This window comes from Streptomyces sp. NL15-2K (genome assembly GCF_030551255.1).
Lineage (GTDB): Bacteria > Actinomycetota > Actinomycetes > Streptomycetales > Streptomycetaceae > Streptomyces.
Genome location: NZ_CP130630.1, coordinates 4,132,511 through 4,155,860, shown reverse-complemented (window position 1 = coordinate 4,155,860; position 23,350 = coordinate 4,132,511). Strand labels below are relative to the sequence as shown.

Sequence of the window (23,350 nt, the reverse complement as noted above, 5' to 3'; positions counted from 1 at the left end):
CATGAGCCAAGCACTACAGAGTCTCCTCGATCTGCTCGACCTGGAGCAGATCGAGGAGAACATCTTCCGCGGCCGGTCCCGGGCCGCCGTCGTCCCGCGCGTCTTCGGCGGCCAGGTCGCGGCACAGGCGCTCGTCGCCGCGGGGCGGACGGTCCCCGCGGACCGGCTCGCCCACTCCCTCCACGCGTACTTCCTGCGCCCCGGCGACCCCGGCGCGCCCATCGTGTACACCGTGGACCGCATCCGCGACGGACGCTCCTTCACCACCCGCCGGGTCGTCGCCGTCCAGCACGGACAGCCGATCTTCCACCTGTCCGCGTCCTTCCAGACGTACGAGGACGGCCTGGACCACCAGACCCCGATGCCGCCCGCACCCGACCCGGCCACGCTGCCCACCACCGAGGAGCAGGTGCGCGGCTACGACCATCTCGCCCCCGAGGTCGTCGAGAAGTTCATCGAGGCGCGCGAGGCGATCGACCTGCGGTACGTCGACGAGCCGCCGTACGGCGCCTTCGGCGAGCCGCGCGAGCCGCACTCCCAGGTGTGGTTCCGTACCAACGGCAAACTCGCGGACGACCCGCTCCTGCACGTCGTCCTCGCCACGTACGTCTCCGACATGACGCTCCTCGACTCCGTCCTGCTCGCGCACGGCCGGGGCGGCTGGGCCGTCGGTGACGTCGTCGGGGCCTCCCTCGACCACGCGATGTGGTTCCACCGCCCGTTCCGCGCCGACGAATGGCTCCTGTACGACCAGGAGTCACCGTCCGCGTACGGCGGGCGTGGCCTCGGCCAGGCCCGCATCTACACGCAGGACGGCCGGCTCGCGATCTCGGTGATCCAGGAGGGCGTGGTGCGCGTCCCGCGCTGACGGTTCCCCGCGGGGCGCTCCATGCGGATCCACCGCATGCCTTTACGCATTCATAGGTTTTTGGCCACACCTCGTTGATCCTTCTGCCACTACCATGGAAAGCGCTTCAGCCCGGTACGAAGGCATGCTTTCGGTCTCCCCACTCGGGTCCGCCCGTCCGTGAGGAGCCCGGTCGATATGTCGATCTTCGGAAGGCGTAGCAAGCGTGCTGCCAGGCGTACAGCTTCCGTGGACGCGCCACAGCCGCCCCCGGCGTTCGTGATCACCATGGACGAGCTGGGGTCGATCGAGCGCGTCACGCTGCACGCCCGGGCGCAGCTGCGCAAGCTGAGTGACAGCTCAGCGTCGACGGTCACCGACGCCAGTGGATCCGCGCTCGTGCCCGTGCTCTACGAACGCGCCGGCGCCGCACACGCCCTCGGCCAGTCCGGCATACCGATGCTGGTCAGCGAGATCGCTCACGTGGAGGCCGCCGTTCTGAACCTGGAGTCGTACGCCGGCCACGAGACGGTGCTGTGCGAGGGATACACCCTGCTGAACCGGCTCGCGTTCCTCAAGGGCGAAGCCCGCGTCACCCAGGAGATCGGCGGTGTCGTCACGCTGCCGGGCGAGGCGACCGACACTCCGAAAACGACCCGGAGCTGACCTCCTCGCCCGCCCCGCTGCCTCGCCGGACTACACCAGCCCCGCCTCTGCCAGCAGATACGCCGTCATCGGGTCGTAGAACCGCGGGCTGAGCACATGGTCGTCGAGGGGGACCGCGACCTGGAGGGTGCCTTCCGACTCGGCGAGGAAGAGGGCCGGGTCGTTGCAGTCGGCGTAGCCGATGGAGTCGATGCCGTGCTGGCCGGCGTAACCCGCCCAGCCGTGGTCGGCGACGACCAGGTCGGGCAGCGGGCGGCCCTCGCTCTCCAGCGCGGTGAGGATGGCCTTCATCGGTTCGCCGGAGTGGGTGTGCCACAGCGTGGCGCCGTGCTCGAGCACCGCCACGTCCGCGAACTGCATGACGTATCCCTCGTCCGTCTGCAGCCCGTCCGGGATGACCACGATCTCGCAGCCGGCCGTCCGCAGCGCGTCGGCCGTGGCGCGGTGCACGTCCAGCAGGCCGCCCGGGTGGCCGGTCGCGAAGAGGACCCGCTGCTGCCCGTCGGCCGCCTTGCGCAGGCGCCCCGCCATGCGCTCCAGGGCGGTGACGGTCAGTTCGGGGTCGATGGTGTCCTGGCCGTACCGGTACTCCGGGTCGTCGCTCACGCCCACCCGCTCCGCCATCACCGCGAGCACGTCCTGCTCGTCGGTCCAGCGGTCGCCGAGCTCCAGGCCGAGCCAGAAGTTCCGGACGCCGTTGGCCAACTGGCGGTAATGGGAGAGGTTGTTCTCACGCGGGGTGGCGACATCGCCCGCGATACGGGTCTTCACAAGGTGTTCGACGAGCTCGGCGCGGCTGGGTGTCCCGGGTATCGGCATGCTCACCATTGTGAGGCAGACAACTGGGGGAACACCCCGCGTCCCGCACGCTGGGACGCGCGTCACGCGGATCACACGTTGAGGAGTTCACGGGTGCGGGGGCGTGTCTACGGTGCGTTCTCGTAGAGCGTGACCACGCAGGCCCCGCCCAGACCGATGTTGTGCTGGAGCGCGGTCCGTACGCCCTCGACCTGGCGCGCGTCGGCCTGGCCGCGCAGCTGCCAGACGAGCTCGGCGCACTGGGCCAGGCCGGTCGCTCCGAGAGGGTGTCCGTTGGAGGGCAGGCCCCCGGAGGACTGCTCTTGAACGAGTGTCCATGAGTGTCCTTTAGATGTCATGAGTGACGTATGATCTCGTGTATGAACCTGACGGAATGGGCACGCGCACAGGGGATTGCCCCGCGTACTGCGTACCGCTGGTTCCGTGAGGGCACGTTGCCGGTCCCCGCGGAACGCGTGGGGCCGCGCACGATCCTGGTGAACATCGACGTGAACACCGCCCCGTCCATGACCGGCGGTGTGGGCTTGTACGCTCGTGTTTCCTCCCACGACCAGAAGGCCGACTTGGAGCGGCAGACCGCACGCTTGTCGGAGTGGGCAGCCAAGGCCGGGCACAAGGTCGTTCGGGTTGAGTCGGAGATCGCATCGGGCATGAACGGCGCCCGGACGAAGGCGCGTCGGCTGCTGGCCGACCCGAACGTGACCGCCGTGGTGGTGGAACACAAAGACCGGCTCGGTCGTATGAACGTCGGACTCGTCGAAGCTGCCCTGTCCGCCACCGGTCGCCGGCTCGTCGTGCTCGATGATGGTGAGGTCGAAGACGACCTGGTGCGCGACATGGTGGAGGTGCTGACCTCGTTTTGCGCCCGCCTGTACGGCCGCCGCTCGGCGAAGAACCGTGCACGCAAGGCTCTTGAAGCGGCGGCTGCTGATGAGTAAGAAGCAGCTTCGCGCCATCGATGATGCGTTCGTCGCCCTCGGCCCGTCCGGTGTGGCGATTCGCGACCGGCTCAAGCATCTCGCCGACGAGGATGAGAAGGTTCTCCGCCTGGTGGGTGAGCATCTGGGGCGTCTGGCGTCGCTGGACCTCAAGGCCCGCTGCCGCGACGGCCTGGAGCACAACAGCGACACGTGGGCTGCCCGCAAGCAGGGCCTGACAGCCGAGTCGTCGTCGCGCTGGGCCGGGTCGATCACCAAAGCCACACACGATCAGTGGGCGCTGTCCCGCCGGTGCCAGCTCGCACACATCCAGAACCTCGAAGCTGGGGTCCGCACGCTCATGCACCGCCTGTCCCAGCCGATCGGCGAGAAGGGCACCAAGCGGACACCGGGCGGATACCGCTCCAAGGGCGAGTGGTTCCACAAGTCCCGGCGCCTGGCGGTCCTGGAACACCGTCTCGACGTAGCCCGCGCTGAGCGTGAAACCGGTGCCGTGCATGTCGTGCGCGGAGGTCGACGCCTTCTCAACAACCGTCATAACCTCCAGGCCGCGCAGCTCACCGAGGAGCAGTGGCGGCAACGCTGGGAGGCCTCGCGCTGGTTCCTCGCCGCTGACGGGGAGTCCGGCAAGCGATGGGGAAACGAGACGATCCGCGTCACCCCGGACGGCGAGGTCAGCATCAAGCTCCCCGCGCCGCTTGCTCACCTGGCGAACGCCAAGCACGGCAGGTACGCCCTCGCCTCGAAAGTGCAATTCCAGCATCGGGGTGCCGAATGGCGCGACCGGACAGCCGCGAACCGAGCGGTGGCCTACCGCATCCACCTCGACGTGGAACGCGGACGCTGGTACCTCACCGCCTCGTGGACCCGGCCCGTGGTGAAGACGGTCCCGCTGGATACCGCACGCGCTGACGGCATGGTTGGTGTCGACACCAACGCGGACCACTTCGCCGCCTACCAACTCGACCGGAACGGCAACCCGACCGGCGACCCGCGTCGCTTCTTCTTCGACTTGTCCGGAACCGCCGACCATCGTGACGCGCAGATCCGGCACGCCATCAGCCGCCTGCTGCACTGGACGAAGCGCTGCGGAGTGAAGGCCATCGGCATCGAGAACCTGGACTTCACGGCGGAGAAGACCCGCGAGAAGCACGGCCACCGCAAGCGGTTCCGGCAGTTGATCTCCGGCATGCCTACCGGCAAGCTCAAAGCCCGGCTGGTGTCGATGGCTGCCGAGCAGGACCTGTCGATCGTGGCCGTTGACCCAGCCTACACGTCGGTGTGGGGCGATGAGCACTGGCGCAAGCCCCTCACCAGCAAGACTCGCAAGATGTCCCGTCATGATGCCGCGAGCATCGCGGTCGGGCGACGCGCCCTCGGACACCCGATCCGGCGACGGACGGCACCGCCCCGCACCCACCAGAGCGATGGGTGCGGGCATCGGACCGTCCAGGCCGGATCGGGCGTCCGAGGGCGTGAGGAAACCCGCCCACCCATCACGGAGCGTGCACGCGATGCACGTCCCCGGACGGGGACTTCTCAGCGAACGCGGGGGACCAGTGCATCCAAAACCGTTCGGGATGCGCGCAGTTCCGGGACGTGGGTACAAAGCTCACTCCTGGACACTGCTTAGGAACGGTTCGTGACCACCTTGCCGCCGTAGGTGTTGTCGCCGTCGAGCACGAACTTCTCGGCCGTACCCTCCGGGGTGAAGCCGAGCGCTTCGTAGCTGATCAGCTCGTTGACCGTGAAGCAGTCGTGCAGCTCGGCCACGCCGATGTCCTGCGGCCCGTACCCGCTCGCCTCGTAGACCTGCCGGGCGGCCTCCCGCGTCATGTCGTAGCCGACCACCCGCATCATGTCTCCCGAGTCGAAGGTGCCCGGGGTGTCGCTGGTCATGGCCTGGGCGCGGATCACGACGGGGGAGCGCACGCGGTGCCGGCGGGCGAAGTCCTCGCTGCAGAGCACCGCCGCGGCTGCGGCGCGGTCGCGAGCCTGGCAACGGGTCTGGTCCGTCCCCGATGCCCCGACCAGCGGTTTCTACGCGGCTTGACCGACGCGGGCTCCGGACACGGCGGTATCGGTCACGGTGTCCGCACTGCGACAGGTGCCACGGTCGGTGCCCACCGCGATGGTCGTGGAGGGGCGGCGGCGGCCGCGGCGCGTCGCGAATTCGCTGCTGTCGTTCGTGATCACCCACCCGGAAGCGACGTTCATCGTGGATCCGGGTGTCTGCCTGGATGCCGGCAGCCGCGCCATCGCCGAACTGCCGGCATTCCTGCGGGTCGCGGTGCGTCCCCCGGCCGACACCGTCGCCACCGTCACCGCGCTGCGTGAGCGGCCGGGTTCCGACCTGGATTTCGCGCTGCCGACGCACACGCACTGGGACCACGTGTGCGGGCTGCTCGATCTTCCCGGACTGCCGGTACATCTGCACCGCCGCGAACACGACTGGGTCATGTCAGGCCCTGTCGCACCCGTGGGTGGCGTCCGCGAGTCCCTGCGCGGCCGCGGCATCGTCCAGTACGAACTGGACGGCCCGCCGATACTCACGTTCGCCGCCGGCCACGACCTCTTCGGCGATGGCTCCGTCGTGCTCGTCGACCTCGCCGGACACACCCCTGGCAGCGTCGGAGTTCTGGCGCACACGGCATCGGGCTGGGTGCTGCTCGCCGGCGACGCCGCCTGGCACACCGACCAGATCGACCTCATCCGGCAGAAGGCCGGCTATCCCGGCGGGCTCGCCGACGAAGACCGGGACGAGACCTTCCGGACGCTTCACCGCTTACACGCCGTCAAGGACCGAGTCGCGATCATCCCGACACACGACCACCACGCGGCCCAGCGGCTGCCGACGTGATCACTCAGCCTGCCGACGTGATCACTCAGAACGCCTCAGAGCGAGGTCCTCGGCGCGGTGGACGTTTGCTCCATTCTTCTCGGCTCGACTGGACGAAACGTACACTTCGCGGTCGCTTTCCGGCCACCTAGGGTCGGACCCATGAGCAGCAACGAGACGCCCCGCGGCCCCGTCGACTCCTCCCGCATCCCGCGATACGCCGGCCCCGCCACCTTCGCCCGGCTGCCCCGCCTCGACGAGGTCGGCCGCGCCGATGTCGCCGTGGTCGGCGTGCCGTTCGACTCGGGTGTCTCCTACCGGCCCGGCGCCCGCTTCGGCGGCAACGCCATCCGCGAGGCGTCACGGCTGCTGCGGCCGTACAACCCGGCGCAGGACGCGTCCCCCTTCGCCCTCGCACAGGTGGCGGACGGCGGTGACATAGCCGTCAACCCGTTCAACATCCACGAGGCCGTGGAGACGATCGAGGCGGCGGCCGACGAACTGCTCGGCACGGGCGCACGCCTGATGACCCTCGGCGGCGACCACACGATCGCGCTGCCTCTTTTGAGGTCGGTCGCCAGGAAGCACGGCCCGGTGGCGCTGCTGCACTTCGACGCGCACCTCGACACCTGGGACACGTACTTCGGCGCCGAGTACACGCACGGGACGCCGTTCCGGCGGGCGGTGGAGGAGGGGATCCTGGACACCTCCGCCCTCTCCCACGTCGGCATCCGCGGCCCGCTCTACGGCAAGCAGGACCTGACGGACGACGAGAAGCTGGGCTTCGGCATCGTGACGTCGGCGGATGTGATGCGGCGCGGTGTGGACGAGGTGGCCGACCAGCTCCGCCGGCGCATCGGCGACCGCCCCCTGTACATATCCATAGACATCGACTGCCTGGACCCGGCCCACGCCCCCGGCACGGGCACACCGGAGGCCGGCGGCATGACGTCCCGCGAGCTGCTGGAGATCCTGCGGGGACTGGCGTCCTGCAACCTGGTCTCGGCGGACGTAGTCGAGGTGGCCCCCGCGTACGATCACGCGGAGATCACGTCGGTGGCGGCATCGCACACGGCGTACGAACTGACGACGATCATGGCCCGCCGGATCGCCGAAGTGAAGCGGGAGAAGGCAGCTCAGTGACCCACGACCACGACCTGGAGCTCCGTCCGACGCCGGCCCAGACCGAGGCCGCCCTGAACCCTCCCCCCGGCCGCAACGGCGGAGACCTGGTCGTGGAGACACTGGCCGGGCTCGGCGCGACGACGGTCTTCGGCCTGCCTGGCCAGCACGCGCTGGGCATGTTCGACGCGCTGCGCCGCTCGGACCTGCGGTACATCGGCGTGCGGGTGGAGAACAACGCGGGCTTCGCGGCGGACGCGTACGGCAGGATCACGGGCGAGGCGGCCCCGCTGCTGCTGTCGACGGGACCGGGCGCGCTGACGTCGCTCCCGGCGCTCCAGGAGGCAGCGGCTGCCTCTGCCCCCGTCCTGGCGATCAGCAGCCAGATCCCGACGGCGGGTCTGGGCGGCGGCCGCCACGGCTACCTGCACGAACTCCCCGACCAGGCGGCCTCCTTCCGGGGAGTGGTCAAGTCGGTCCACACGGTCCGCGCCCAGTCGCAGATCCCGTCGGCGATCGCGGAGGCGTGGAAGTCGGCGCTGTCCGCCCCGCACGGCCCGGTGTGGGTGGAGATCCCGCAGGACGTCCTGCTGGCGGAGACGGCGATCCCGGTGGTGACCGGGGGCGACGCCTTCCCCGAGGAACTGCCCCCGCGCCCCGAACTCACGGCGGTGGCAGCCGACTTGCTGTCCCACGCCGCCCGCCCGGCGATCATCGCGGGCGGCGGAGTCGTACGGGCGGACGCCTCGGGCAAGCTCCGGAAACTCGCCGAACGCCTGAGCGCCCCCGTGGTCACGACATACGGCGGAAAGGGCGCGTTCCCCTGGACGCACCCCCTGTCCCTCCAGTCCTGGCTGGAGGACCGCCACACGACGGACTTCCTGGAGGACGCGGACGTACTCCTGGTCGTCGGCTCAGGCCTCGGCGAACTCTCCTCCAACTACCACACGTTCAAGCCGCGCGGCCGAGTCATCCAGATCGAGGCGGACCTCGGCAAACTGGAGTCCAACCACCCGGCGCTGGGCATCCACGCGGACGCGCGCCTCGCGCTCCAGGCGCTGCTGGAGACGGTGTCGGAGCGCACGGACGCGACGGCTCCGGAGCGCGTACGGGAGCTGCTCTCTCGCGTTCGTGAGCGCATCGCCGCCCAGGAACTCACCCTGGAACAGGAGGTGCTGGCGTCGGTCCGCCGCGCCCTTCCGGCGGACTCCCCCTCCTTCTGGGACATGACGATTCTGTCCTACTGGGCGTGGGCGGCCTTCGACGCCCGCCGTCCCAACACCATGCACTCGGCCCAGGGCGCGGGCGGCCTCGGCTACGCCTTCCCGGCGGCGCTGGGCGCGGCGACCGCCGACCCCACCCGCCCGGTCCTGGCGGTCTCCGGCGACGGCGGCGCCCTCTACTCCGTCGCCGAACTGGCCACGGCCCGCCAGTACGCCCTGAACGTCACCTGGCTGATCGTCGACGACGGCGGCTACGGCATCCTGCGCGAGTACATGACGGACGCGTTCGGCGAGACGATGGCGACGGCGACGGAACTGACCCGGCCGGACTATGGGGCGCTGGCGGAGTCGTTCGGGGTGCCGGGGGTCCGTACGACACCCGAGAAACTCGAAGAGGACCTCACCACGGCATTGGGGACCCCCGGCCCGTCCGTGGTGCTGCTGCCCACGGTGCTCCGGATGTTCGCGCCGACGCACCTGGACTGACCGCTCCTTGGGGGCTGTCGGTTACTTGGGGTCGGTCAGTACGAGGACGACTGAGTACAGGATCTCGGCCTTGGCCCCGCCGGAGGCCCGGTTGGCGATGCGCCGGGCTCGGTCGGGATCGGTCACGGCCACCGCCCTGGCGACCGCAGCCCGTACTTTCGTCCGGGAGGACTCGTCGGTGATGACGTCCGCGATTTGTTCGGCTCGGTCGGGGTCGGTTGCGGCCACCGCCTTCCCGAGGGCGACCAGCATCCTTTCTTGGGTGGGCTTTTCGGATATCCCGTAGGCCATGCGTTCGGCCCGGTCGGGGTCGAAGGCGGCCGCCGCTGTGACTACGGTGGTCAATGCCTCCGCCCTGGAGTGGGCCTTGACCGTGCTCGCGGCTCGTTTCGCCTGGCCGATCAGGCTGCCGGCATGATCGGGATCTCCGGCGGCCGCGGCAGTTGAGGCCACGGCGGCCAGGACCGTCACTTGTGTGAACTTGTCGCTGATGCTGTTCGCGATGCGTTCGGCTCGGTCGGGGTCAGTGGCGGCCACCGCCTTCGCGACCTCGGCCAATACGGTTTCGGTGGTGGACTGGTGAGGTGTCGCGTATGCGATGCGTTCGGCTCGGTCAGGGGCAACGGCGGCCACCGCGGCGGCCACCGTTCTGAGCGCTGCGGCCAAGGAGGTGGCTGCCACCGGCTCAGTGAAGAGCAATGGGGACCACCTGTTGTACTCGCCGGCTATATCGCCGGCGATGCGTTCGGCCCGGTCGGGGTCGGTTGCGGCCACCGCCGCCGCCGTGGTGCTGAGCGCCGGCCACCTGTAGTCCTTGGACGTGATGGCCTGGGCGATGTGCTCGGCCCGGTCGGGGTCGGTTGCGGCCACCGCCCTCGCCACGGCGCTGAGCGCTTTCAGCCTGAGGTGCTTGACGGTGATGGACTTCGCGATGTGCTCGGCCCGGTCGGGGTTGGTGGCGGCCACCGCTGCGGCCACGGCGCTGAGCGCCGGCCACTTGAAGTCCTTGTCGGTGATGGACCGCGCGATGCGTTCGGCTCGGTCGGGGTTGGTGGCGGCCACCGCCACGGCCACGGCGCTGAGCGCTCGCCACCTCTGGTACTTGCTGGTGATGGTGACCGCGATGGACTCGGCCCGTTCGGGATCACTGGCGGCCACCGCCTTGGTCAAAGCGGCCAGAACGTATCCCTTGGTCTCTGTGCCGGCCGGTGTGTTGGCGATGCGTTCGGCTCGGTCCGGGTCGAGGGCGGCCAGGGCGGTCACCACGGCGGTCAGGGCTTCCGCCGGAGCGTGGCCGACCGCGCTCGCGGCCTGCTCCGCCTGGTCGATCAGGCGTTCCACGTGCTCGGGTGCGAAGGTGTCCGCCGCCGCGCGGGCCACCCATGCCAACGCCCGAGTTCTCCACAGGCCGTCACCGATCGTGTTGGCGATGCGTTCGGCGTGTGTCAGGCGCTCGGTCATGTCCGTACCAGGCGCATGTTCGGGTTCTGCGGTGTCGTTCGCCGCCGATGTGTCGCCCGACGCGTGTGCGGAGTGGACGTTGCGCACCAACCCGAGCAGGTCGGCGTTGTTCACGCCGCATCGTTGCGGCTCCGGCAGCCCCTCGGCGCGCAACCGGGTGTGCAGGTGCCGGTAGATGTCTCCGAGGTTGATCATCGTCCCGGCCGCCGGACTGCCGGCGTTCAGCATGTCCAGCAGCCGCTCGGTGAACGCGGTGTGCCGCTCTCCGGGCAGGACCACTGCGGTCCGGTTCGCCGGGGACGACGTCAGCGTGTAGGTCCCTGAGACCTCGAGTTCGCCGAGCACCGCCTCCTTGACACTGGACAGCGTCTCTCCGATCGCCCGCCCGCTGAAGCAACTGTCGAGGATCACCACGCGATTGGTGGCCTTGCTGTCCAGGCACGCGTCGCGTACCGCATCGAACGGCAGCGCGGTGAAGGCCAGTTGGTCGCTCCGGGTCGAGGCCAGGCTCAGATACAACTCCCGGCGCCGCGGGCCGAGCAGCCCGTGTCCGCTGTAGTAGAACAGCAGCAGGTCCTCCGCCTCCGCGGCCGCATGCACCAGCGCGCTGCCGACCTGCGCCACACCGGCTGTCGAAGGAACCGCGATGCAGGTGAAGGGGTTGAAGCCGCCGAGTTTTTCGTCGGTGAGCACCTGAGCCAGATCGCTGATGTTGTTGGCGATCACCGGTACGTCCGTCAGCTCAGGGTCTTCGTAGTAGGCGGGCCCGACCAACACGATCCTCGAGCGGGCGGGATCGACCGCTCGCTCACTCATTCGTCCTGCCCGAGTGCCTCTCGCAGCAGCACCTCGACGTCGCTCACGCGCTTGGCGTCGATTTCCACCGTGCGCCCGTCCGGCCTGCCGCCGACCTTGATCCGCACATCTGAGCGGCGTGGCAGAGCGAGGTACGCCTTGAGCGACGCTGCCAGCACGCTCAACACGCCGCCGCTGCCCACGGCGACCACCAGAGCGTTGGCCAACGAGCCGAGTTCACCCGGCCCCGGCGTGGTGTTCGCCTTGACCAGACCCCTGAGCTCGGGCTCCTGACCGAGCCAGTCGGACAGCTCCGCAAGCCCTTCGACCGGGTCGTCGGACTCAACCAGCAACCACATGGCAGGCACTCGTCCCTCCCACAACATTTGACGTGCAATCAGTATGGCGTCGCAGTCGGCCTTTTACCTGGGTTCCGGTTGGAGAGGTGTCGTTGACGAGCGGTGCGAGACGGTCGGTTTGAACTGGCGTCGTCAGGCTCCAGGCCGGGGCCGGCTGTCGCGCCGGCCGACTTGCTGTCCCGCGCCGCCCGCCCGGCCATTGTCGCGGGCGGGGGAGTACGGGCGGACCAGTTTTCCGGCGAGCGATCACGTTTCGGTAGTGGTGATCCAAGGCCAGGACGACCGGCTGCGGTCCTGCGGATGTTCGCGCCGACGCATTTGGGGTGAGGGACCGGCGGGACCGGTCCCGAATAGGTTGATTAGAGTCGCCGCGTGCCCTCAATGAGCCGCCCGAATCGAATCATTACGCTTGATCAGGAAGTGGACGACGACGTGGCCAACCGCGTCGCAGCGCAGTTGCTACTGCTTGCGGATGCCGATCCCGAGGCGGACATACTGCTGTGCATCGACTCTCCAGGCGGCTCGGTCACCGCCGGGATGGCCATCTACGACACGATGCAGTTTGTCAGTTGTGACGTGGCGACGTGCGTGACTGACCTCGCCGCGGGGATGGGCCAACTTCTGCTCTCGGCGGGCGCACAAGGCAAACGCCATGCCGTGGCGGGCGCCCGTATCGTGATGACGGGACCTCGCGAGGAGAGGGAGGAAGGGGCGCGGGATGAAGCCCCGCTCGCCCGGCTGCTCCGGAGGCCGGGAAAGCCGGCGGGAAGCCCGGCAATCCGCCATACGCGAAAAGTGGTTACCGAGCTGCTGGCCCGGCACACGGGAGGTGACCGATCGCGGATTCGTAGGGATTTGAACTCGGGTCGGGAATTCGGTGCTGAAGAGGCGCGTATTTACGGACTCGTTGACACTGTTGTTCAGCGGAGGTCCGGAGAGTGAGCCAGTCAGTCCCCGGACTGCTGCTCATGGCGATGGGTGCCACGGGCAAGCTCTTGCAGGATGTCGTGTTCGGTCTTCCCGGTCATCCGGGCCATCGTCCGCAGCAGCTGGGCGCACAGGGCCGCGGTGCCGTCCAAGAGGGCCTCGGTCGCCATGGGGTCCTCGCGTCGCCGTTCGGCGACGTACGCCGACAGCAGGTCGTCTCCGGACACGTAGGCGGTCATGAACTCGATGCCGGCGCGGATGCGGTCGTAGTCGCTGGTCATGGGCCGAACGATCTCACAGAGGGGCCGCCACGGTAGAGGGGGACGCAGTGTCTCGGCTTCGCTGCCATTGCTGTGCCACGAGGGCTTTCGCTACTTTCTCGGCTCATACCGCATCGCCACGGCCCCTGAGCTGAGCTCCAGCCGGCTCACGAGCTTCAAGTCGATGTACTTCGACAGCCCCGCGAACAACGTCGGCCCATGGCCCACCAGCCTGGGCTGCACCACGAACTCGTACTCATCGATCAATCCCAGCTCCGCCAACGCCAGCGGGAGCTTCACGCCTCCCACGAACAGTCCCTTGCCGGACTCCCGCTTGAGCTGCTGAACGGCATTCCCCAGATCCCCGCGCACGAGCTCCGCGTTCCAATCGACCCGATCCAAGGTGCTCGACACGACGTACTTCTTTGCCGCGTCGATCGTCCGGGCGAAGGGTTCCGTCCAATCAGGCATCGCTCCCGTCGCCGCCGACGGCCGCCACGCCGCCTCCATCATTTCGTAGGTCACCCGGCCGAAGAGGAGGGCATCGGCCTGGGCGAGGTTCTCGACCGCGTGACGATGCAAGTCCTCGTCCGGGACCATTGCACGGTGATCGCAGCAGCCGTCCAGTGTGACGTTGATGGAATACCGAAGGGGTCGCATTGCGTAAGCGTACCTATGGCCAGGCCTGCCCGGCGGATCATGCCGGACAGGCCCCTGGCCCGATGAGGCTCAGCGCTTGAGCGTGAAGGTGAAGTCGCCGGAGAGCTTGCCGTTCAGCCGGACTGCCGAAACGAGTTTCCCCTCCTTGATCAGTCTCTCGACCTCGGCCCGCGAAAGACCGCACCCTTCAGCGATCAGTCGCACCGGCCGGACAGGGATCCGTGCCGCAAAGCGGACCGAGACGTCGATCACCTCGCGGTCCAGGTGATCCGATCCGCCGGTGTCGAGGCGCCAGGCGTTGTCCCAGTCAAGGGCGATGCGATTGCGTCGCCGCATGACCGGATTCTGGAGCAACTCGGCTGCCAGTCCTGGGTCGTTGTCATGCAGGCGGTCCAGCAGCTCAGATCGTACGGAGCGCACATTCATCCGCTCCAGGACCGTGAGCTTCGCGGTTTCCCCGCAAACGGTACAGAGCACGAGGAGCCAGGCGTCGAGGAGTTTGTGGTTTGCGTTGACGCGAAATTTACCGTTTGCCCGGAAGCGCTCGGACGCGCACACGTGGCAACGGCGGAGAACGGTCGGCAGGCAGGTGGGCATGACCACCCAGCTATTGAGCACAGAAGTACACCGGTTTCAGTGAGAAGTCCGCAGCAAAAAGGAGCACGGCGCATATGCGCGACGCGCGACACATCAGCTCTCGGGAGGTCTCACACGGTGTACAACGGCACGTCCTTGCCCAGACGACTTGGTTCGGCAGCACGGTAATGGCGCACAGCGGTGCTGCTCCACTGGTTTTCGAGCGCCTCGGCGTGCTGGAGTACGGCTCCGTGGAATCCTTGGTCCGACCGCGCAGTGGTGGACCGTCAATGCCGCAGCCAGAGAGGCACCTACATGCAGAGTGCAGCCGACTTCATCGCGGACACCTACGCGCTGGGCACCGGACCGTGGACGATGACACCGGTCACCCGTGGCGCGCTGGGGCAGATCTGGAAGTTGTCGGCGAACGGCTCCTCATGGGCGGTGAAGGAGTTGCTCTTCGGCTGTGACGAGCGGCAGATCGACCGGGAAGCGGCACTGCGGAACGCCACGGAGAAGCTGGGCATTTCCTCGCCACGGCTCATCCCGAATCGCACCGACGCGTACGTTTCGCAGCTCGCCCCCTCGCTCGGCGGGTCCTATGTGAAGCTGTACGACTGGGTCGACGGAACCGAGACGGACGCTTCCGATCCGGAGATACTGAGCTGGTGCGGCCGGACCCTGGCCATGCTCCACCGGGCCGGAGAGAGCGCGGACGAGACACCGAATGCCTGGTACGAACAGTGTCCTCAGGGTGCCGACTGGGAAAAGCTGCACAAGGAAATCCGCCGGGCCGACCTGCCGTGGTCGGACGCGCTGGGCCGGTTCATCGACACCTCAGCGGCAGAACTGGCGCTCCATGTCACGCCGTCCGGTACCGGCGATGATCTGGTGACGTCACATCTCGACATGCAGCCCCGGAATGTTCTGGTCGGGCCGGGCGGGCCGGTTCTCCTCGACTGGGACAATGCCGGATCCATCTCGGCGGAACGCGAACTCGCACGTGCCGTGTACGTATGGGCGGGCGGGAACCACTTCCATGCCGATTCCGCCCGGCGGTTGATGCGCGCGTATCTGGATGCCGGAGGCCCGGCGGTCATCAAGGGCCTGGACTCGTTCTCGATGCTTTTCGCAACGGACCTGAACTTCGTCCAGGTACAGGCCGAGTGCGCGGTCGACCCGACCGTGACCGCCGCACAGCGCGAGTTCGCGAGCAATCTGGTCGTCGCTTGTCTGCGGACCTTGCCGGATCTGACCGCCGTCTCCCGATTGGCGGAAGTTCTCGAGGCCGAGTGCCGACGTCCGTGATCCGCGACGGGGAAGCGGATCACGGACGGGGCGCGGTGCGGCGGGGCACCGCGCCCGGTGTGGACCGCTTCTACCAGATCGCCTCGACCCACTCCGGATGGTCGATGAAGGGGTTGCGGTTCTTCTGGTAGGTGTCGTAGATGAGCTGGTTGCGGCGCTCCTCGAAGGCGTCCGGCGGGTCCTCGTCGTTCCACTGCTTCAGGACCGAGAGGCGGCCGTGGAGGGGGACGCTGCCGTTGGTGACGGCGTCGTTGGGCTCCAGGTCGGGCCAGCTGTCGTCGCCCTCGTAGCGGACCGCCATGTAGAGGATCATGCGGGCCACGTCGCCCTTGACGGCGTCGCGGGGCTCGAAGGAGTTGGAGTCGGTGAGGCTGCCGCCGGAGTTGGTGAAGCTGCTGCCGCCGTTGTCGAAGTCCTTGTTGCCGCGGATGGAGTTGACCTGCACGTCCTCGGGGCGGAGGTGGTGGAGGTCGGTGCCCGGGCCGGCCGAGGTGCCGAAGTCGCCGTGGGACTGGGCCCACACGTGCTCGCGGTTCCAGTCGCCGGTGTCGCCGCCGTTCAGGGACTTGCTGCGGGAGATCCCCGAGTAGAGCAGCTTGACGTTGTTGCTGTTGTTCGGGTCCTGGTCGGTCGCCTTCAGCGCTTCCCAGACGGCGGAGTACGAGAGCTTCGTCTGGGGGGTGATGATCGTGTGCAGGGCCGACTTCAGGCCGGTACCCGTCTTGCCGATCGCGCTCTTGTAGTACGTCGAGTCGTACGCGGTCGTCGTGGCCGCGGCCGAGGTCGCGGTCAGGGCCGGGGTGGCCAGGCCGACCAGTACGGCGGCGGTGGTCAGGGCCACGGGCTTCCAGCGGCGTATGCGTGTCGCCAGCATGTGGGGTGTCCCATCTACGCGGGTTGAATGGAAGGCGGCACACGGGAGAGTGACATGGACATGTGGCCCTGTCCATGGACGTCACATGTCGATTGGGTGACCGGGACCGGCAAATCGCCCCTTGTCTACGCGAGTTGATATGCCGAAACGGCCCCCGGCGGGAAGGCCGGGGGCCGTTGTGCATGGAATCCGTCTCCGGCGTCAGCTGACGTCGGACCCGCCGCAGGGTCCGCCGGCCATGCCGCTCCCACCGATCTGGAGGTAGCGCAACTCGCCCTTCTTCACCAGCTCCTTGAGCTTGGCCAGGGTCATCGCCTTGTCGCTGCCGGACCAGCCTCACATGGAGATGACGGGTTCACCGCTGCTGACGATGAGCTGCGCAGCGCTCTGCGAACTCGACATCGCCAGCAGCCACTTGGCGCCGTCCTGGTGCTTCTCGAGATACGAGATGAGCTCGCCGTTGCCACCGCCGGGCACCATCTGACCGCCGCCCGGCGTCTCGCCGTTCTGCCCCTGCTGCGGCCCTCCAGGGAAGCCGCCCGCCTGATCGGCCTGCGTACCGTTCCTGATCAGTGAGCAGGAGTGAGTCTTGGACCCGTACGTGGTCACTGCGGACATCCCGAACGGTGTTGGATGTCCTGGTCACCCGCCTTCGCTCCGCGTCCGGTGACACCGTCCGGGGATAGGGGGCGGGCTTCCTCACGCCGCCGGGTGCCCGGTCGGGCCTGGACGGTCCGATGCCCACGACGATCGCTCCGGTTACCTCCGCGTCGGGCCTCCACCATGCCCGTCCGGCAGCCAACAACCAGAACCGCCGCTTCATGGCCATCACACCAGCTCAGCCACCGGAAGCGAAACGGGGAGGCCAGAGACGTGTCGCGGCCTGGACGAGCCCCGCGACGGCTCGGGACCGGCTGTGGGGCGGCCATGCGATCACGGTCGTGATCGTCGGTGCGTCCAGCACCGGCACGGCAGCGAGGCCGTCGAGGAGTTGGTCTCGGGCCCACTCCGGTGCGATGCAGCAAGCGCGACCGAGCGCGATCAGCTGGAGTAACTGCGCGGGGTTCCGAACCTGCGGACCGGGGCCGTCCGGGTACGTGCCGTCTCGGCCGGGCCAGCGTGGCAACGGCAGGCCAGGCAACTCGGTGACTTCGGCCAACCGCACCTGCTTCCGGACGGTGAGGGGATGCCCGGCCGGCAGAATCACGACCTGTCCCTCCGTGCCGAGCTCTTCGATGTCGAGTCCGGCCGTCGACTCGAACGGCCGGTGCAGCAGAGCCACATCGGCGCGTCCGTCGCGCAGCAGTCGTTCACTCTCGGCCGGCCCGCACAGGAGCAGGTCGACGGTGACCGCATCGGGTTCGGCGGCGTAGGCATCGAGCAGTTTCGCCAGCAGTTCGCCGGACGCGCCGGCCTTCATGGCGAGGACCACGCCGACGTGGCCCGCCGCGGCGAGGGCGGCGCGGCGGGTGCGGCGCTCGGCGGCCTCGACCGCGTCCAGCGCCGCTCGGGCCTCCCGCAGGAGCACCGACCCGGCCTCCGTCAGAGTGACCGTGCGGCTTGTGCGTTCCAGCAGCACCGCCCCGAGGCGCCGTTCGAGTTGGTGGATCGCCCGCGACAGCGGGGGCTGCGTGAGCCCGAGCCGCTGCGCGGCCCTCCCGAAGTGCAGCTCTTCGGCGACGGCGACGAAGTACCGCAACTCCCGTGTCTCCACGCCGTCATGGTATCGGCCCCCTCGGGATCGATACCCGCGCGGTATCGCTGCCCACCCGATCGGTGTTGGCCGGTTCCCCCTGGTCCGGACAGGATGAGCCGTATGAGCGAACAGACGATCGCGCTGGTGACCGGCGCGAACAAGGGCATCGGGTACGAGATCGCGGCCGGTCTGGGCGCCCTCGGCTGGAGGGTCGGTGTCGGCGCCCGGAACGATGAGCGTCGCGAGGCCGCTGTGGAGAAACTGCGTGCGGCCGACGTCGACGCGTTCGGCGTACCGCTCGACGTGACCGACGACGCGAGCGTGGCCGCCGCCGCCGGGCTGATCGAGGACCGCGCCGGACGCCTCGACGCGCTCGTCAACAACGCCGGGGGCGGCACGCAACAGACGCCTACCACCGCCGACGTCGCGACGGTGCGGGCGGCCGTGGAGACCAACGTGATCGGCGTCATCCGCGTCACCAACGCGATGCTGCCGTTGCTGCGCCGCTCGGGGGCGCCGCGGATCGTGAACGTGTCCAGCGGGTTGGGCTCACTCACCCTGCAGACCACTGCCGGCGCCGAAACGGGCCCGATCGACGGCGCTTACACGCCGACGAAGACGTTCCTGAACGCCGTCACGATCCAGTACGCCAAGGAACTGCGTGACACGAACATCCTGATCAACGCCGCCTGCCCCGGCTTTTGCGCGACCGACCTCACGGGTTTCAGCGGCGTTCGCACCCCGGAACAGGGCGCGGCGACCGCGATCCGGCTCGCGACCCTGCCCGATGACGGCCCCACCGGCGGCTTCTTCAACGACGCAGGAGAGCTGCCTTGGTGACCCGAAGGTCTAATGGCCAACTTTGCTCGCCGCCGGCTCCACGCGGCGTTCGTGGCTCAGGGCTGGGATTCCTTGACGGCTGAGACGAAGGCCGACCAGCCGGCGGCGGGGAAGACCAGTGCCGGGCCGTGCGGGACCTTGGAGTCGCGGACGGGGATGCCGGAGGGGTGGTTGTCGAGGACTTCGAGGCAGCTGCCCGCGTTGTCATCGCTGTGCGACGACTTGCGCCAGCCGCTCAGCATGGCCGCGTTCGGGATGGATCGGTCAGTCATGGTGTCCGTACTCCTCAGCAGTGGCCCTTAGCAGGGCCAGTGATTCCTTCTGCGGCAGCGCGTCGCTCAGCGCGAGGTCGTAGCGATGCTGCCACTTCCGGACCACGGCCGGGGAATCGTGCAACCTCGCTGTATGCCCGCCTTCACCGTATGCCAGCGGCGGTTGGTCCTCGAACCACATCAGCGTGAGCATGCTGCCGATGAGTGGATGAAAACCCACGTCAAACGGCATCACATGCGCGCGGATACGTCCGGTCTCGGCGAGACGTACGACGTGCAGGATCTGCTCCCCCATGACGTCCCGGCTGCCTACAGGGCGCCGTAGTAGCGCCTCGTCAAGCAGCGCCCAGACCACGGGCGTCAGGGGATCTTCGAGGATCTTCGCGCGCTCCAGGCGTGTGACCACGCGCCTGTCACATTCCTCCTCACTCACCGGAGGGAACGCCGAGCCCAGGACCGCACGTGCGTACCTTTTCGTCTGGAGGATGCCCGGGAAGTACGCCAGCGCGTACTCGCGGATCATCACCGCCTGCTGTTCGAGTACGCGCACCGCCTCGAAGTAGTCGGCCGTCGCCACATCGTCCTGCGGCAGAAAGCTACTCAGCACATTCCCCGTGCCCAGAGCCCTGTCCAGCCGCCGCGCGTCCTCCTTCGAAGGCACCCGCCGCCCCGCCTCGATATGCGCGATGTGCGAACGCGTCATGATCGCCCGGTCGGCCAGCTGCTGCTGTGTCAGCCCCGCCGTCTCACGCTTCTGCCTGAGCCAGTCACCGTACGTGTTGGTCATGGCCAACTCCCTTGTGACAAATGCCTGGTCACACCCGACCCTCTGGCGAGCCTAGCCCGACCCGTCTCACTCTGTGAGTGGATCGCTACAGAACGCGAGACCCCCGCGACCGTCCGACCGGTCCGGGGGCATGGCCATCAACGAACGCAACGGAGCTGACGACATGAGTCACCGTATCGCCCGCCTCTTCCAGTCGCTGTGGCGATTCCTGCGCCGCCCCATTCGATCCCCGCAGGCGGCACGTCCGGTCGCCGTACCCGGGATCGGTATCGGATCGTGCGGCGGCATGCCCACAGTGGTAGTGAAGGCCGGCAGGTGACGGACGGCATGAACAGCGCGAACGGCGTGGGCGGCGCACGACTGCTGCCCTGGGCAGGGTCAGGAGGCAAGCTTTGCTACCTGGTGACCGACGGGACCGGCTACCTCTCCCGCGTCGCCGACAACATCGAGAGCGTGCAGCTCGGTATGGCCGGCGAACTCCTCGACCACGCGGCCGACATACTCGCCGACGACAAGGCCACCTCCGCGCAACTCCGCTTCCTGGCGGCCCGTATGGCCGAGGCGCTGCGCGACGCTCACCGCATCGCGGAGAGCCGGGGCGCGCGCCTTGCCGTACCCGTCCACGACAGCGACCTGGTTCCGCGAGTCTGAGCCGCCCGCGACGCGTCCCGGTAGGATCTCTTGATCATGGACCTGATCACGGGAAACGAGATGGTCGCCATCCCGCCGGGGCAGGTAACCCTGTCGGACCGGCGGACGCGTCGCAGTTGGTCGGTCGAGCTTGCGCCCTACCAGCTCGCGGCATTCCCGGTCACCCAGGGGTTGTACGCACAAATCACCGGCCGGCGGCCCAGCGCCGCCCATGGGGACCAGTTGCCCGTCGAGTGCGTTTCCTGGTGGGACGCGGCACGGTTCTGCAACGCCCTGTCCCTGCGCGACGGGTTCACGCCCGCCTACCACCTCCCTGCCGACAGTGAAGGCATCGAGTGGGACGCATCCGCCGACGGGTACCGGCTGCCGACCGAAGCCGAGTGGGAGCACGCCTGCCGTGCCGGTACGACCGGGCCGCAGTACGCGCCGCTCGACGAGATCGCCTGGTACCGCGGCAACTCGCAGGAGCGCATTCACGCCGTGGGCGGCAAACACCCCAACCCGTGGGGTCTTCACGACATGCTCGGCAACGTCTGGGACTGGTGCTGGGACGTCTACGACGCCGAGGTCTACGGCACCTACCGGGTGCTCCGCGGCGGTGGCTGGTTCGACGAGCACTGGAGTTGCCGGGCCTCTGCGCGGCGCCGCAGCCACCCGACATTCCAGGTCGACGACGTAGGATTCCGCATCGCGCGCTCCAACGTGACGCTCACCCAGTAATTGGCAGATCTGTTCCACGGGTACGGCCACCCGACCTGGGGTTTTCCTTCGCGGGAGTGGAACAGATCTGCCAATTACCCCCTGCACAGCTGTGAGAAGGCCGAGGAGAAGTGACGGGGCGTACAACCTTTCCCCTGGGCGTGTGAGTCAACTGGGGCATGACTCCAGCGATATCCCGTCGTACGCGAGCGATATCCCGCCGCACGAGACTCCTGGCGGCCGGCACGGCTGTCGGCGCGCTCGTACCCGTCCTGGCCGCCGCCGCGCCCGCGGCCGCGGCCACACCGACCGTCAGCTGCACGTCCGCCAAGGCGGGCCTCGCCGCCAAGCTGAAGAAGGACATCACGGCCGCCCTCGTGAATCGCAAGGGCACGATCGCCGTCGGCGTCTACGACCGCTCCACCAAGACCACCTGCACGCTGCGCCCTTCAACGGCCTACGACTCGGCCAGCGTCGTGAAGGTCACCGTCCTCGCTACGCTGCTGTGGGACGCCAAGAAGCACAACCGGTACCTCACCGACCGCGAGGCCTCCCTCGCCAAGGCCATGATCACCAAGTCGGACAACACCGCGACCAGCACGCTCTGGAAGCAGCTGGGCATGACGAAGATCAAGGGCTTCCTCACCGCCGCCGGCATGACCCAGACCAAGCCGGGCGCGAACGGCTACTGGGGCCTGACCCAGATCACCGTCACCGACGAGCAGAAGCTGCTCAAGCTCGTCACCGCGAAGAACGCCGTCCTGAGCGACAACTCCCGCGCATACATCCTGAAGTTGATGGGCCAGGTCGTCTCCTCGCAGCGCTGGGGGACGCCGTACGGAGTGCCGTCCGGCGTCTCCGTGGCCGTCAAGAACGGCTGGCTGCAGCGGGCCACGAACGGCTGGCGGGTGCACAGCGTCGGCGCGTTCAAGGGGGGCGGGCACGACTACATGATCACCGTCCTCTCGCACGGCAACGGCACCATGAACTACGGCATCACGACCATCCAGGGCGTGGCCAAGGTCGTGCACAGGGATCTGGCCGCGAGCTGACCCCTCGATCCCCACACCTCGATCCCGCGACACCCTCCCGACCCCTCGACCCTTCATGAGCCGGTCTCCCGTCCGTCACCGACCCGCCCTACGGTGACCCCATGCGTCTGAGAACCGTACTCGCGACCACCACCGCGGCCCTGGCGGCGGCCACTTGTCTGTCCGCCGCCAGCCCCGCCACCGCACAGGAAGACCACGCCTGCTCGCCCGCCGTCTCCATCGACCGCTTCTCCGACGCGCTCGACAAGACGACGTACGACGGCACCTTCGTCGGCAACTTCTCCGCGCTCGCGGTGGACAGGGACGGCTCCCTGGCGGCCCTCTCCGACCGCTCCTCGCTCTTCGCGCTGGACGCGAAGACCCTTGAGCCCCAGGACGTCGTGCCGCTCGCTGATGAGAAGGGCGCCGCGCTCGACTCGGAGGGCTTGGTGATCGACCGTGACGGCACCCGGCTGATCACCTCGGAGACCGAGCCGTCGGTACGCCGCTACAGCCCCCAGGGCAAGATCCTCGACCGCCTCCCCGTCCCGCCCTCCCTCCAGGTCGCCCCGGCCGGCCGCGCAGTCTCCAACGGCACCTTCGAGGGCCTGACCATGCTCCCCGGCGGCCGCACGCTGCTCGCGTCGATGGAGTACGCCCTCTCCGGCGACAGTCCGGGCATCGTCCGCTTCCAGACCTGGGAGCGGCACCGCAAGGGCTTCGCGCTCGGCGCCCAGTACGCCTACCGCACGGACACCGGCCTCGGCGTCCCCGAGGTCCAGGCCACCCCCGACGGCCGCCTGCTCGTCCTGGAACGCGGCTTCACCTCCGGCGTCGGCAACACCGTCCGCCTCTACCTGGCCGACCCGCGCCGCGCGACGGACACGAGCGGTATCGAGAACCTGACGGGCCAGGACGGCGTACGGCTGATCAAGAAGACCCTCCTCGCCGACATCGCCGACTGCCCGACCCTGGGCGCCACGGCGAAGCAGCCCCAGCCGAACCCGCTGCTGGACAACATCGAGGGCATGGCGATCACGGGCACGAGCAAGGGCGCCCTGCGGGTGCTCCTGGTCAGCGACGACAACCAGAACGCCGTACAGACGACCCGGTTCTACTACCTCCGGGTGCGCATCTGACCACTCCCTCCCGTTTTTGTTGCGGAGGGATGAAATCCGCTTATTTTCGCGTTGGTGTCTTCCGGTAGATCAGGT

General features: G+C 68.5%; 26 protein-coding genes and 3 pseudogenes. 15 read left to right on the top strand and 14 right to left on the bottom strand.

Annotated features, from left to right (window positions below; translation table 11 throughout):
• Position 1 precedes the first annotated feature (1 nt).
• Both tesB and Q4V64_RS18395 read left to right on the top strand, forming a co-directional pair.
• A complete protein-coding gene (tesB, locus tag Q4V64_RS18400; protein WP_124442048.1) occupies positions 2-868 on the top strand; it encodes an acyl-CoA thioesterase II in 867 nt (288 codons plus the stop codon).
• Between the two features lie 228 nt (positions 869-1,096).
• The gene (locus tag Q4V64_RS18395) at positions 1,097-1,513 is read left to right on the top strand and encodes a hypothetical protein (protein WP_253267144.1); all 417 of its coding nucleotides are present in this window, start codon (positions 1,097-1,099) and stop codon (positions 1,511-1,513) included.
• 30 nt (positions 1,514-1,543) lie between these two features.
• Here the strand turns inward: Q4V64_RS18395 and Q4V64_RS18390 are convergent, their stop codons facing one another.
• On the bottom strand, positions 1,544-2,332 hold the full coding sequence (locus tag Q4V64_RS18390) for a phosphatase (protein ID WP_124442049.1): 789 nt from the start codon (positions 2,330-2,332) through the stop codon (positions 1,544-1,546).
• A gap of 107 nt (positions 2,333-2,439) precedes the next feature.
• A pseudogene (locus tag Q4V64_RS18385) lies at positions 2,440-2,625 on the bottom strand (lipid-transfer protein); the annotation flags it as partial.
• A gap of 66 nt (positions 2,626-2,691) precedes the next feature.
• Here Q4V64_RS18385 and Q4V64_RS18380 point away from each other — a divergent pair.
• Both Q4V64_RS18380 and Q4V64_RS18375 read left to right on the top strand, forming a co-directional pair.
• Positions 2,692-3,270: an IS607 family transposase gene (locus Q4V64_RS18380; RefSeq protein WP_124442050.1), complete on the top strand. Its 579-nt coding sequence runs from the start codon at positions 2,692-2,694 to the stop codon at positions 3,268-3,270.
• Positions 3,263-4,903, top strand: a complete 1,641-nt coding sequence (locus Q4V64_RS18375) for a transposase (protein ID WP_124442051.1) — start codon at positions 3,263-3,265, stop codon at positions 4,901-4,903. Before Q4V64_RS18380 ends, Q4V64_RS18375 begins: the two co-directional genes overlap by 8 nt.
• Here Q4V64_RS18375 and Q4V64_RS18370 read toward each other — a convergent pair.
• A complete protein-coding gene (locus tag Q4V64_RS18370; protein ID WP_216377648.1) occupies positions 4,900-5,238 on the bottom strand; it encodes a hypothetical protein in 339 nt (112 codons plus the stop codon). The two genes, Q4V64_RS18375 and Q4V64_RS18370, sit on opposite strands and share 4 nt — an antisense overlap.
• Positions 5,239-5,389: 151 nt before the next feature.
• Between Q4V64_RS18370 and Q4V64_RS18365 the strand changes: the two genes are divergently transcribed.
• The 3 genes from Q4V64_RS18365 (at position 5,390) to Q4V64_RS18355 (ending at position 8,940) form a co-directional block, all read left to right on the top strand.
• Positions 5,390-6,130 carry an MBL fold metallo-hydrolase gene (locus tag Q4V64_RS18365; RefSeq protein WP_216377649.1) on the top strand — a complete coding sequence of 247 codons (741 nt, stop codon included), beginning with the start codon at positions 5,390-5,392 and terminating at the stop codon, positions 6,128-6,130.
• 141 nt (positions 6,131-6,271) lie between these two features.
• Complete coding sequence (gene speB / locus Q4V64_RS18360) at positions 6,272-7,252, top strand: agmatinase (RefSeq protein WP_124442052.1); 981 nt, start codon at positions 6,272-6,274, stop codon at positions 7,250-7,252.
• A complete protein-coding gene (locus Q4V64_RS18355; RefSeq protein WP_124442053.1) occupies positions 7,249-8,940 on the top strand; it encodes a thiamine pyrophosphate-binding protein in 1,692 nt (563 codons plus the stop codon). Before speB ends, Q4V64_RS18355 begins: the two co-directional genes overlap by 4 nt.
• A 21-nt stretch (positions 8,941-8,961) precedes the next feature.
• Here Q4V64_RS18355 and Q4V64_RS18350 read toward each other — a convergent pair whose 3' ends face one another.
• Complete coding sequence (locus tag Q4V64_RS18350; protein ID WP_124442054.1) at positions 8,962-11,217, bottom strand: caspase family protein; 2,256 nt, start codon at positions 11,215-11,217, stop codon at positions 8,962-8,964.
• Positions 11,214-11,555 (bottom strand): hypothetical protein, encoded by a 342-nt coding sequence (locus tag Q4V64_RS18345; RefSeq protein ID WP_124442055.1) that lies wholly within the window; start codon positions 11,553-11,555, stop codon positions 11,214-11,216. The genes Q4V64_RS18350 and Q4V64_RS18345 overlap by 4 nt, the downstream gene beginning before the upstream one ends.
• A gap of 381 nt (positions 11,556-11,936) precedes the next feature.
• Here Q4V64_RS18345 and Q4V64_RS18340 point away from each other — a divergent pair, with 381 nt between their 5' ends.
• Positions 11,937-12,497: an ATP-dependent Clp protease proteolytic subunit gene (locus tag Q4V64_RS18340; RefSeq protein WP_253267158.1), complete on the top strand. Its 561-nt coding sequence runs from the start codon at positions 11,937-11,939 to the stop codon at positions 12,495-12,497.
• Positions 12,498-12,502: 5 nt separating this feature from the next.
• Here the strand turns inward: Q4V64_RS18340 and Q4V64_RS18335 are convergent, their stop codons facing one another.
• From Q4V64_RS18335 to Q4V64_RS18325, 3 genes are all read right to left on the bottom strand, one after another.
• Positions 12,503-12,763: a hypothetical protein gene (locus tag Q4V64_RS18335; protein ID WP_124442057.1), complete on the bottom strand. Its 261-nt coding sequence runs from the start codon at positions 12,761-12,763 to the stop codon at positions 12,503-12,505.
• Positions 12,764-12,853: 90 nt separating this feature from the next.
• Entirely contained in the window at positions 12,854-13,402 is a 549-nt protein-coding gene (locus Q4V64_RS18330; protein ID WP_124442058.1) for a dihydrofolate reductase family protein, read from the bottom strand.
• 69 nt (positions 13,403-13,471) lie between these two features.
• Complete coding sequence (locus Q4V64_RS18325) at positions 13,472-14,020, bottom strand: DUF1062 domain-containing protein (protein ID WP_124442059.1); 549 nt, start codon at positions 14,018-14,020, stop codon at positions 13,472-13,474.
• 273 nt (positions 14,021-14,293) lie between these two features.
• Between Q4V64_RS18325 and Q4V64_RS18320 the strand changes: the two genes are divergently transcribed.
• Positions 14,294-15,286, top strand: coding sequence for an aminoglycoside phosphotransferase family protein (locus Q4V64_RS18320; protein ID WP_124442195.1), 993 nt, complete (start codon positions 14,294-14,296; stop codon positions 15,284-15,286).
• A gap of 70 nt (positions 15,287-15,356) precedes the next feature.
• On the opposite strand, the gene Q4V64_RS18315 is transcribed toward Q4V64_RS18320, so the two are convergent.
• The 4 genes and pseudogenes from Q4V64_RS18315 to Q4V64_RS18305 all read right to left on the bottom strand — a co-directional run bounded on the left by Q4V64_RS18315 (position 15,357) and on the right by Q4V64_RS18305 (position 17,874).
• Positions 15,357-16,160 carry an endonuclease gene (locus tag Q4V64_RS18315; protein WP_124442060.1) on the bottom strand — a complete coding sequence of 268 codons (804 nt, stop codon included), beginning with the start codon at positions 16,158-16,160 and terminating at the stop codon, positions 15,357-15,359.
• A 204-nt stretch (positions 16,161-16,364) separates the two neighbouring features.
• Positions 16,365-16,631, bottom strand: a pseudogene (locus Q4V64_RS55070) (hypothetical protein); the annotation flags it as partial.
• A gap of 97 nt (positions 16,632-16,728) precedes the next feature.
• Positions 16,729-16,921 (bottom strand): annotated as a pseudogene (locus tag Q4V64_RS55065) (IS200/IS605 family accessory protein TnpB-related protein); the annotation flags it as partial.
• A gap of 77 nt (positions 16,922-16,998) precedes the next feature.
• Positions 16,999-17,874: a LysR family transcriptional regulator gene (locus Q4V64_RS18305; RefSeq protein WP_124442061.1), complete on the bottom strand. Its 876-nt coding sequence runs from the start codon at positions 17,872-17,874 to the stop codon at positions 16,999-17,001.
• A gap of 102 nt (positions 17,875-17,976) precedes the next feature.
• Here Q4V64_RS18305 and Q4V64_RS18300 point away from each other — a divergent pair, with 102 nt between their 5' ends.
• Positions 17,977-18,696: an SDR family oxidoreductase gene (locus Q4V64_RS18300; RefSeq protein ID WP_124442062.1), complete on the top strand. Its 720-nt coding sequence runs from the start codon at positions 17,977-17,979 to the stop codon at positions 18,694-18,696.
• Positions 18,697-18,752: 56 nt separating this feature from the next.
• Here Q4V64_RS18300 and Q4V64_RS18295 read toward each other — a convergent pair whose 3' ends face one another.
• A complete protein-coding gene (locus Q4V64_RS18295; protein WP_124442063.1) occupies positions 18,753-18,968 on the bottom strand; it encodes a DUF397 domain-containing protein in 216 nt (71 codons plus the stop codon).
• Positions 18,961-19,755: a helix-turn-helix transcriptional regulator gene (locus Q4V64_RS18290; RefSeq protein WP_124442064.1), complete on the bottom strand. Its 795-nt coding sequence runs from the start codon at positions 19,753-19,755 to the stop codon at positions 18,961-18,963. Before Q4V64_RS18290 ends, Q4V64_RS18295 begins: the two co-directional genes overlap by 8 nt.
• 163 nt (positions 19,756-19,918) lie before the next feature.
• Here Q4V64_RS18290 and Q4V64_RS18285 point away from each other — a divergent pair, with 163 nt between their 5' ends.
• The 5 genes from Q4V64_RS18285 to Q4V64_RS18265 all read left to right on the top strand — a co-directional run bounded on the left by Q4V64_RS18285 (position 19,919) and on the right by Q4V64_RS18265 (position 23,275).
• Complete coding sequence (locus Q4V64_RS18285; protein ID WP_172629348.1) at positions 19,919-20,074, top strand: hypothetical protein; 156 nt, start codon at positions 19,919-19,921, stop codon at positions 20,072-20,074.
• 8 nt (positions 20,075-20,082) lie between these two features.
• Positions 20,083-20,406, top strand: a complete 324-nt coding sequence (locus Q4V64_RS18280; RefSeq protein WP_124442065.1) for a hypothetical protein — start codon at positions 20,083-20,085, stop codon at positions 20,404-20,406.
• A gap of 36 nt (positions 20,407-20,442) precedes the next feature.
• A complete protein-coding gene (locus Q4V64_RS18275) occupies positions 20,443-21,126 on the top strand; it encodes an SUMF1/EgtB/PvdO family nonheme iron enzyme (RefSeq protein WP_124442066.1) in 684 nt (227 codons plus the stop codon).
• 158 nt (positions 21,127-21,284) lie between these two features.
• On the top strand, positions 21,285-22,157 hold the full coding sequence (locus Q4V64_RS18270) for a serine hydrolase (RefSeq protein WP_124442067.1): 873 nt from the start codon (positions 21,285-21,287) through the stop codon (positions 22,155-22,157).
• Between the two features lie 101 nt (positions 22,158-22,258).
• Positions 22,259-23,275, top strand: coding sequence for an esterase-like activity of phytase family protein (locus Q4V64_RS18265; RefSeq protein ID WP_124442068.1), 1,017 nt, complete (start codon positions 22,259-22,261; stop codon positions 23,273-23,275).
• The last annotated feature ends 75 nt before the right edge of the window (positions 23,276-23,350 follow it).

What these genes read in the sequence shown, in the direction of transcription:
- tesB (WP_124442048.1), top strand. Translation starts at nt 2, where the DNA reads ATGAGCCAAGCACTACAGAGTCTCCTCGATCTGCTCGACCTGGAGCAG.
- Q4V64_RS18390 (WP_124442049.1), bottom strand. Translation starts at nt 2,332, where the DNA reads ATGCCGATACCCGGGACACCCAGCCGCGCCGAGCTCGTCGAACACCTT.
- Q4V64_RS18380 (WP_124442050.1), top strand. Translation starts at nt 2,692, where the DNA reads ATGAACCTGACGGAATGGGCACGCGCACAGGGGATTGCCCCGCGTACT.
- Q4V64_RS18375 (WP_124442051.1), top strand. Translation starts at nt 3,263, where the DNA reads ATGAGTAAGAAGCAGCTTCGCGCCATCGATGATGCGTTCGTCGCCCTC.
- speB (WP_124442052.1), top strand. Translation starts at nt 6,272, where the DNA reads ATGAGCAGCAACGAGACGCCCCGCGGCCCCGTCGACTCCTCCCGCATC.
- Q4V64_RS18350 (WP_124442054.1), bottom strand. Translation starts at nt 11,217, where the DNA reads ATGAGTGAGCGAGCGGTCGATCCCGCCCGCTCGAGGATCGTGTTGGTC.
- Q4V64_RS18345 (WP_124442055.1), bottom strand. Translation starts at nt 11,555, where the DNA reads ATGTGGTTGCTGGTTGAGTCCGACGACCCGGTCGAAGGGCTTGCGGAG.
- Q4V64_RS18340 (WP_253267158.1), top strand. Translation starts at nt 11,937, where the DNA reads ATGAGCCGCCCGAATCGAATCATTACGCTTGATCAGGAAGTGGACGAC.
- Q4V64_RS18335 (WP_124442057.1), bottom strand. Translation starts at nt 12,763, where the DNA reads ATGACCAGCGACTACGACCGCATCCGCGCCGGCATCGAGTTCATGACC.
- Q4V64_RS18330 (WP_124442058.1), bottom strand. Translation starts at nt 13,402, where the DNA reads ATGCGACCCCTTCGGTATTCCATCAACGTCACACTGGACGGCTGCTGC.
- Q4V64_RS18320 (WP_124442195.1), top strand. Translation starts at nt 14,294, where the DNA reads ATGCAGAGTGCAGCCGACTTCATCGCGGACACCTACGCGCTGGGCACC.
- Q4V64_RS18315 (WP_124442060.1), bottom strand. Translation starts at nt 16,160, where the DNA reads ATGCTGGCGACACGCATACGCCGCTGGAAGCCCGTGGCCCTGACCACC.
- Q4V64_RS18300 (WP_124442062.1), top strand. Translation starts at nt 17,977, where the DNA reads ATGAGCGAACAGACGATCGCGCTGGTGACCGGCGCGAACAAGGGCATC.
- Q4V64_RS18295 (WP_124442063.1), bottom strand. Translation starts at nt 18,968, where the DNA reads ATGACTGACCGATCCATCCCGAACGCGGCCATGCTGAGCGGCTGGCGC.
- Q4V64_RS18290 (WP_124442064.1), bottom strand. Translation starts at nt 19,755, where the DNA reads ATGACCAACACGTACGGTGACTGGCTCAGGCAGAAGCGTGAGACGGCG.
- Q4V64_RS18285 (WP_172629348.1), top strand. Translation starts at nt 19,919, where the DNA reads ATGAGTCACCGTATCGCCCGCCTCTTCCAGTCGCTGTGGCGATTCCTG.
- Q4V64_RS18280 (WP_124442065.1), top strand. Translation starts at nt 20,083, where the DNA reads ATGAACAGCGCGAACGGCGTGGGCGGCGCACGACTGCTGCCCTGGGCA.
- Q4V64_RS18275 (WP_124442066.1), top strand. Translation starts at nt 20,443, where the DNA reads ATGGACCTGATCACGGGAAACGAGATGGTCGCCATCCCGCCGGGGCAG.
- Q4V64_RS18270 (WP_124442067.1), top strand. Translation starts at nt 21,285, where the DNA reads ATGACTCCAGCGATATCCCGTCGTACGCGAGCGATATCCCGCCGCACG.
- Q4V64_RS18265 (WP_124442068.1), top strand. Translation starts at nt 22,259, where the DNA reads ATGCGTCTGAGAACCGTACTCGCGACCACCACCGCGGCCCTGGCGGCG.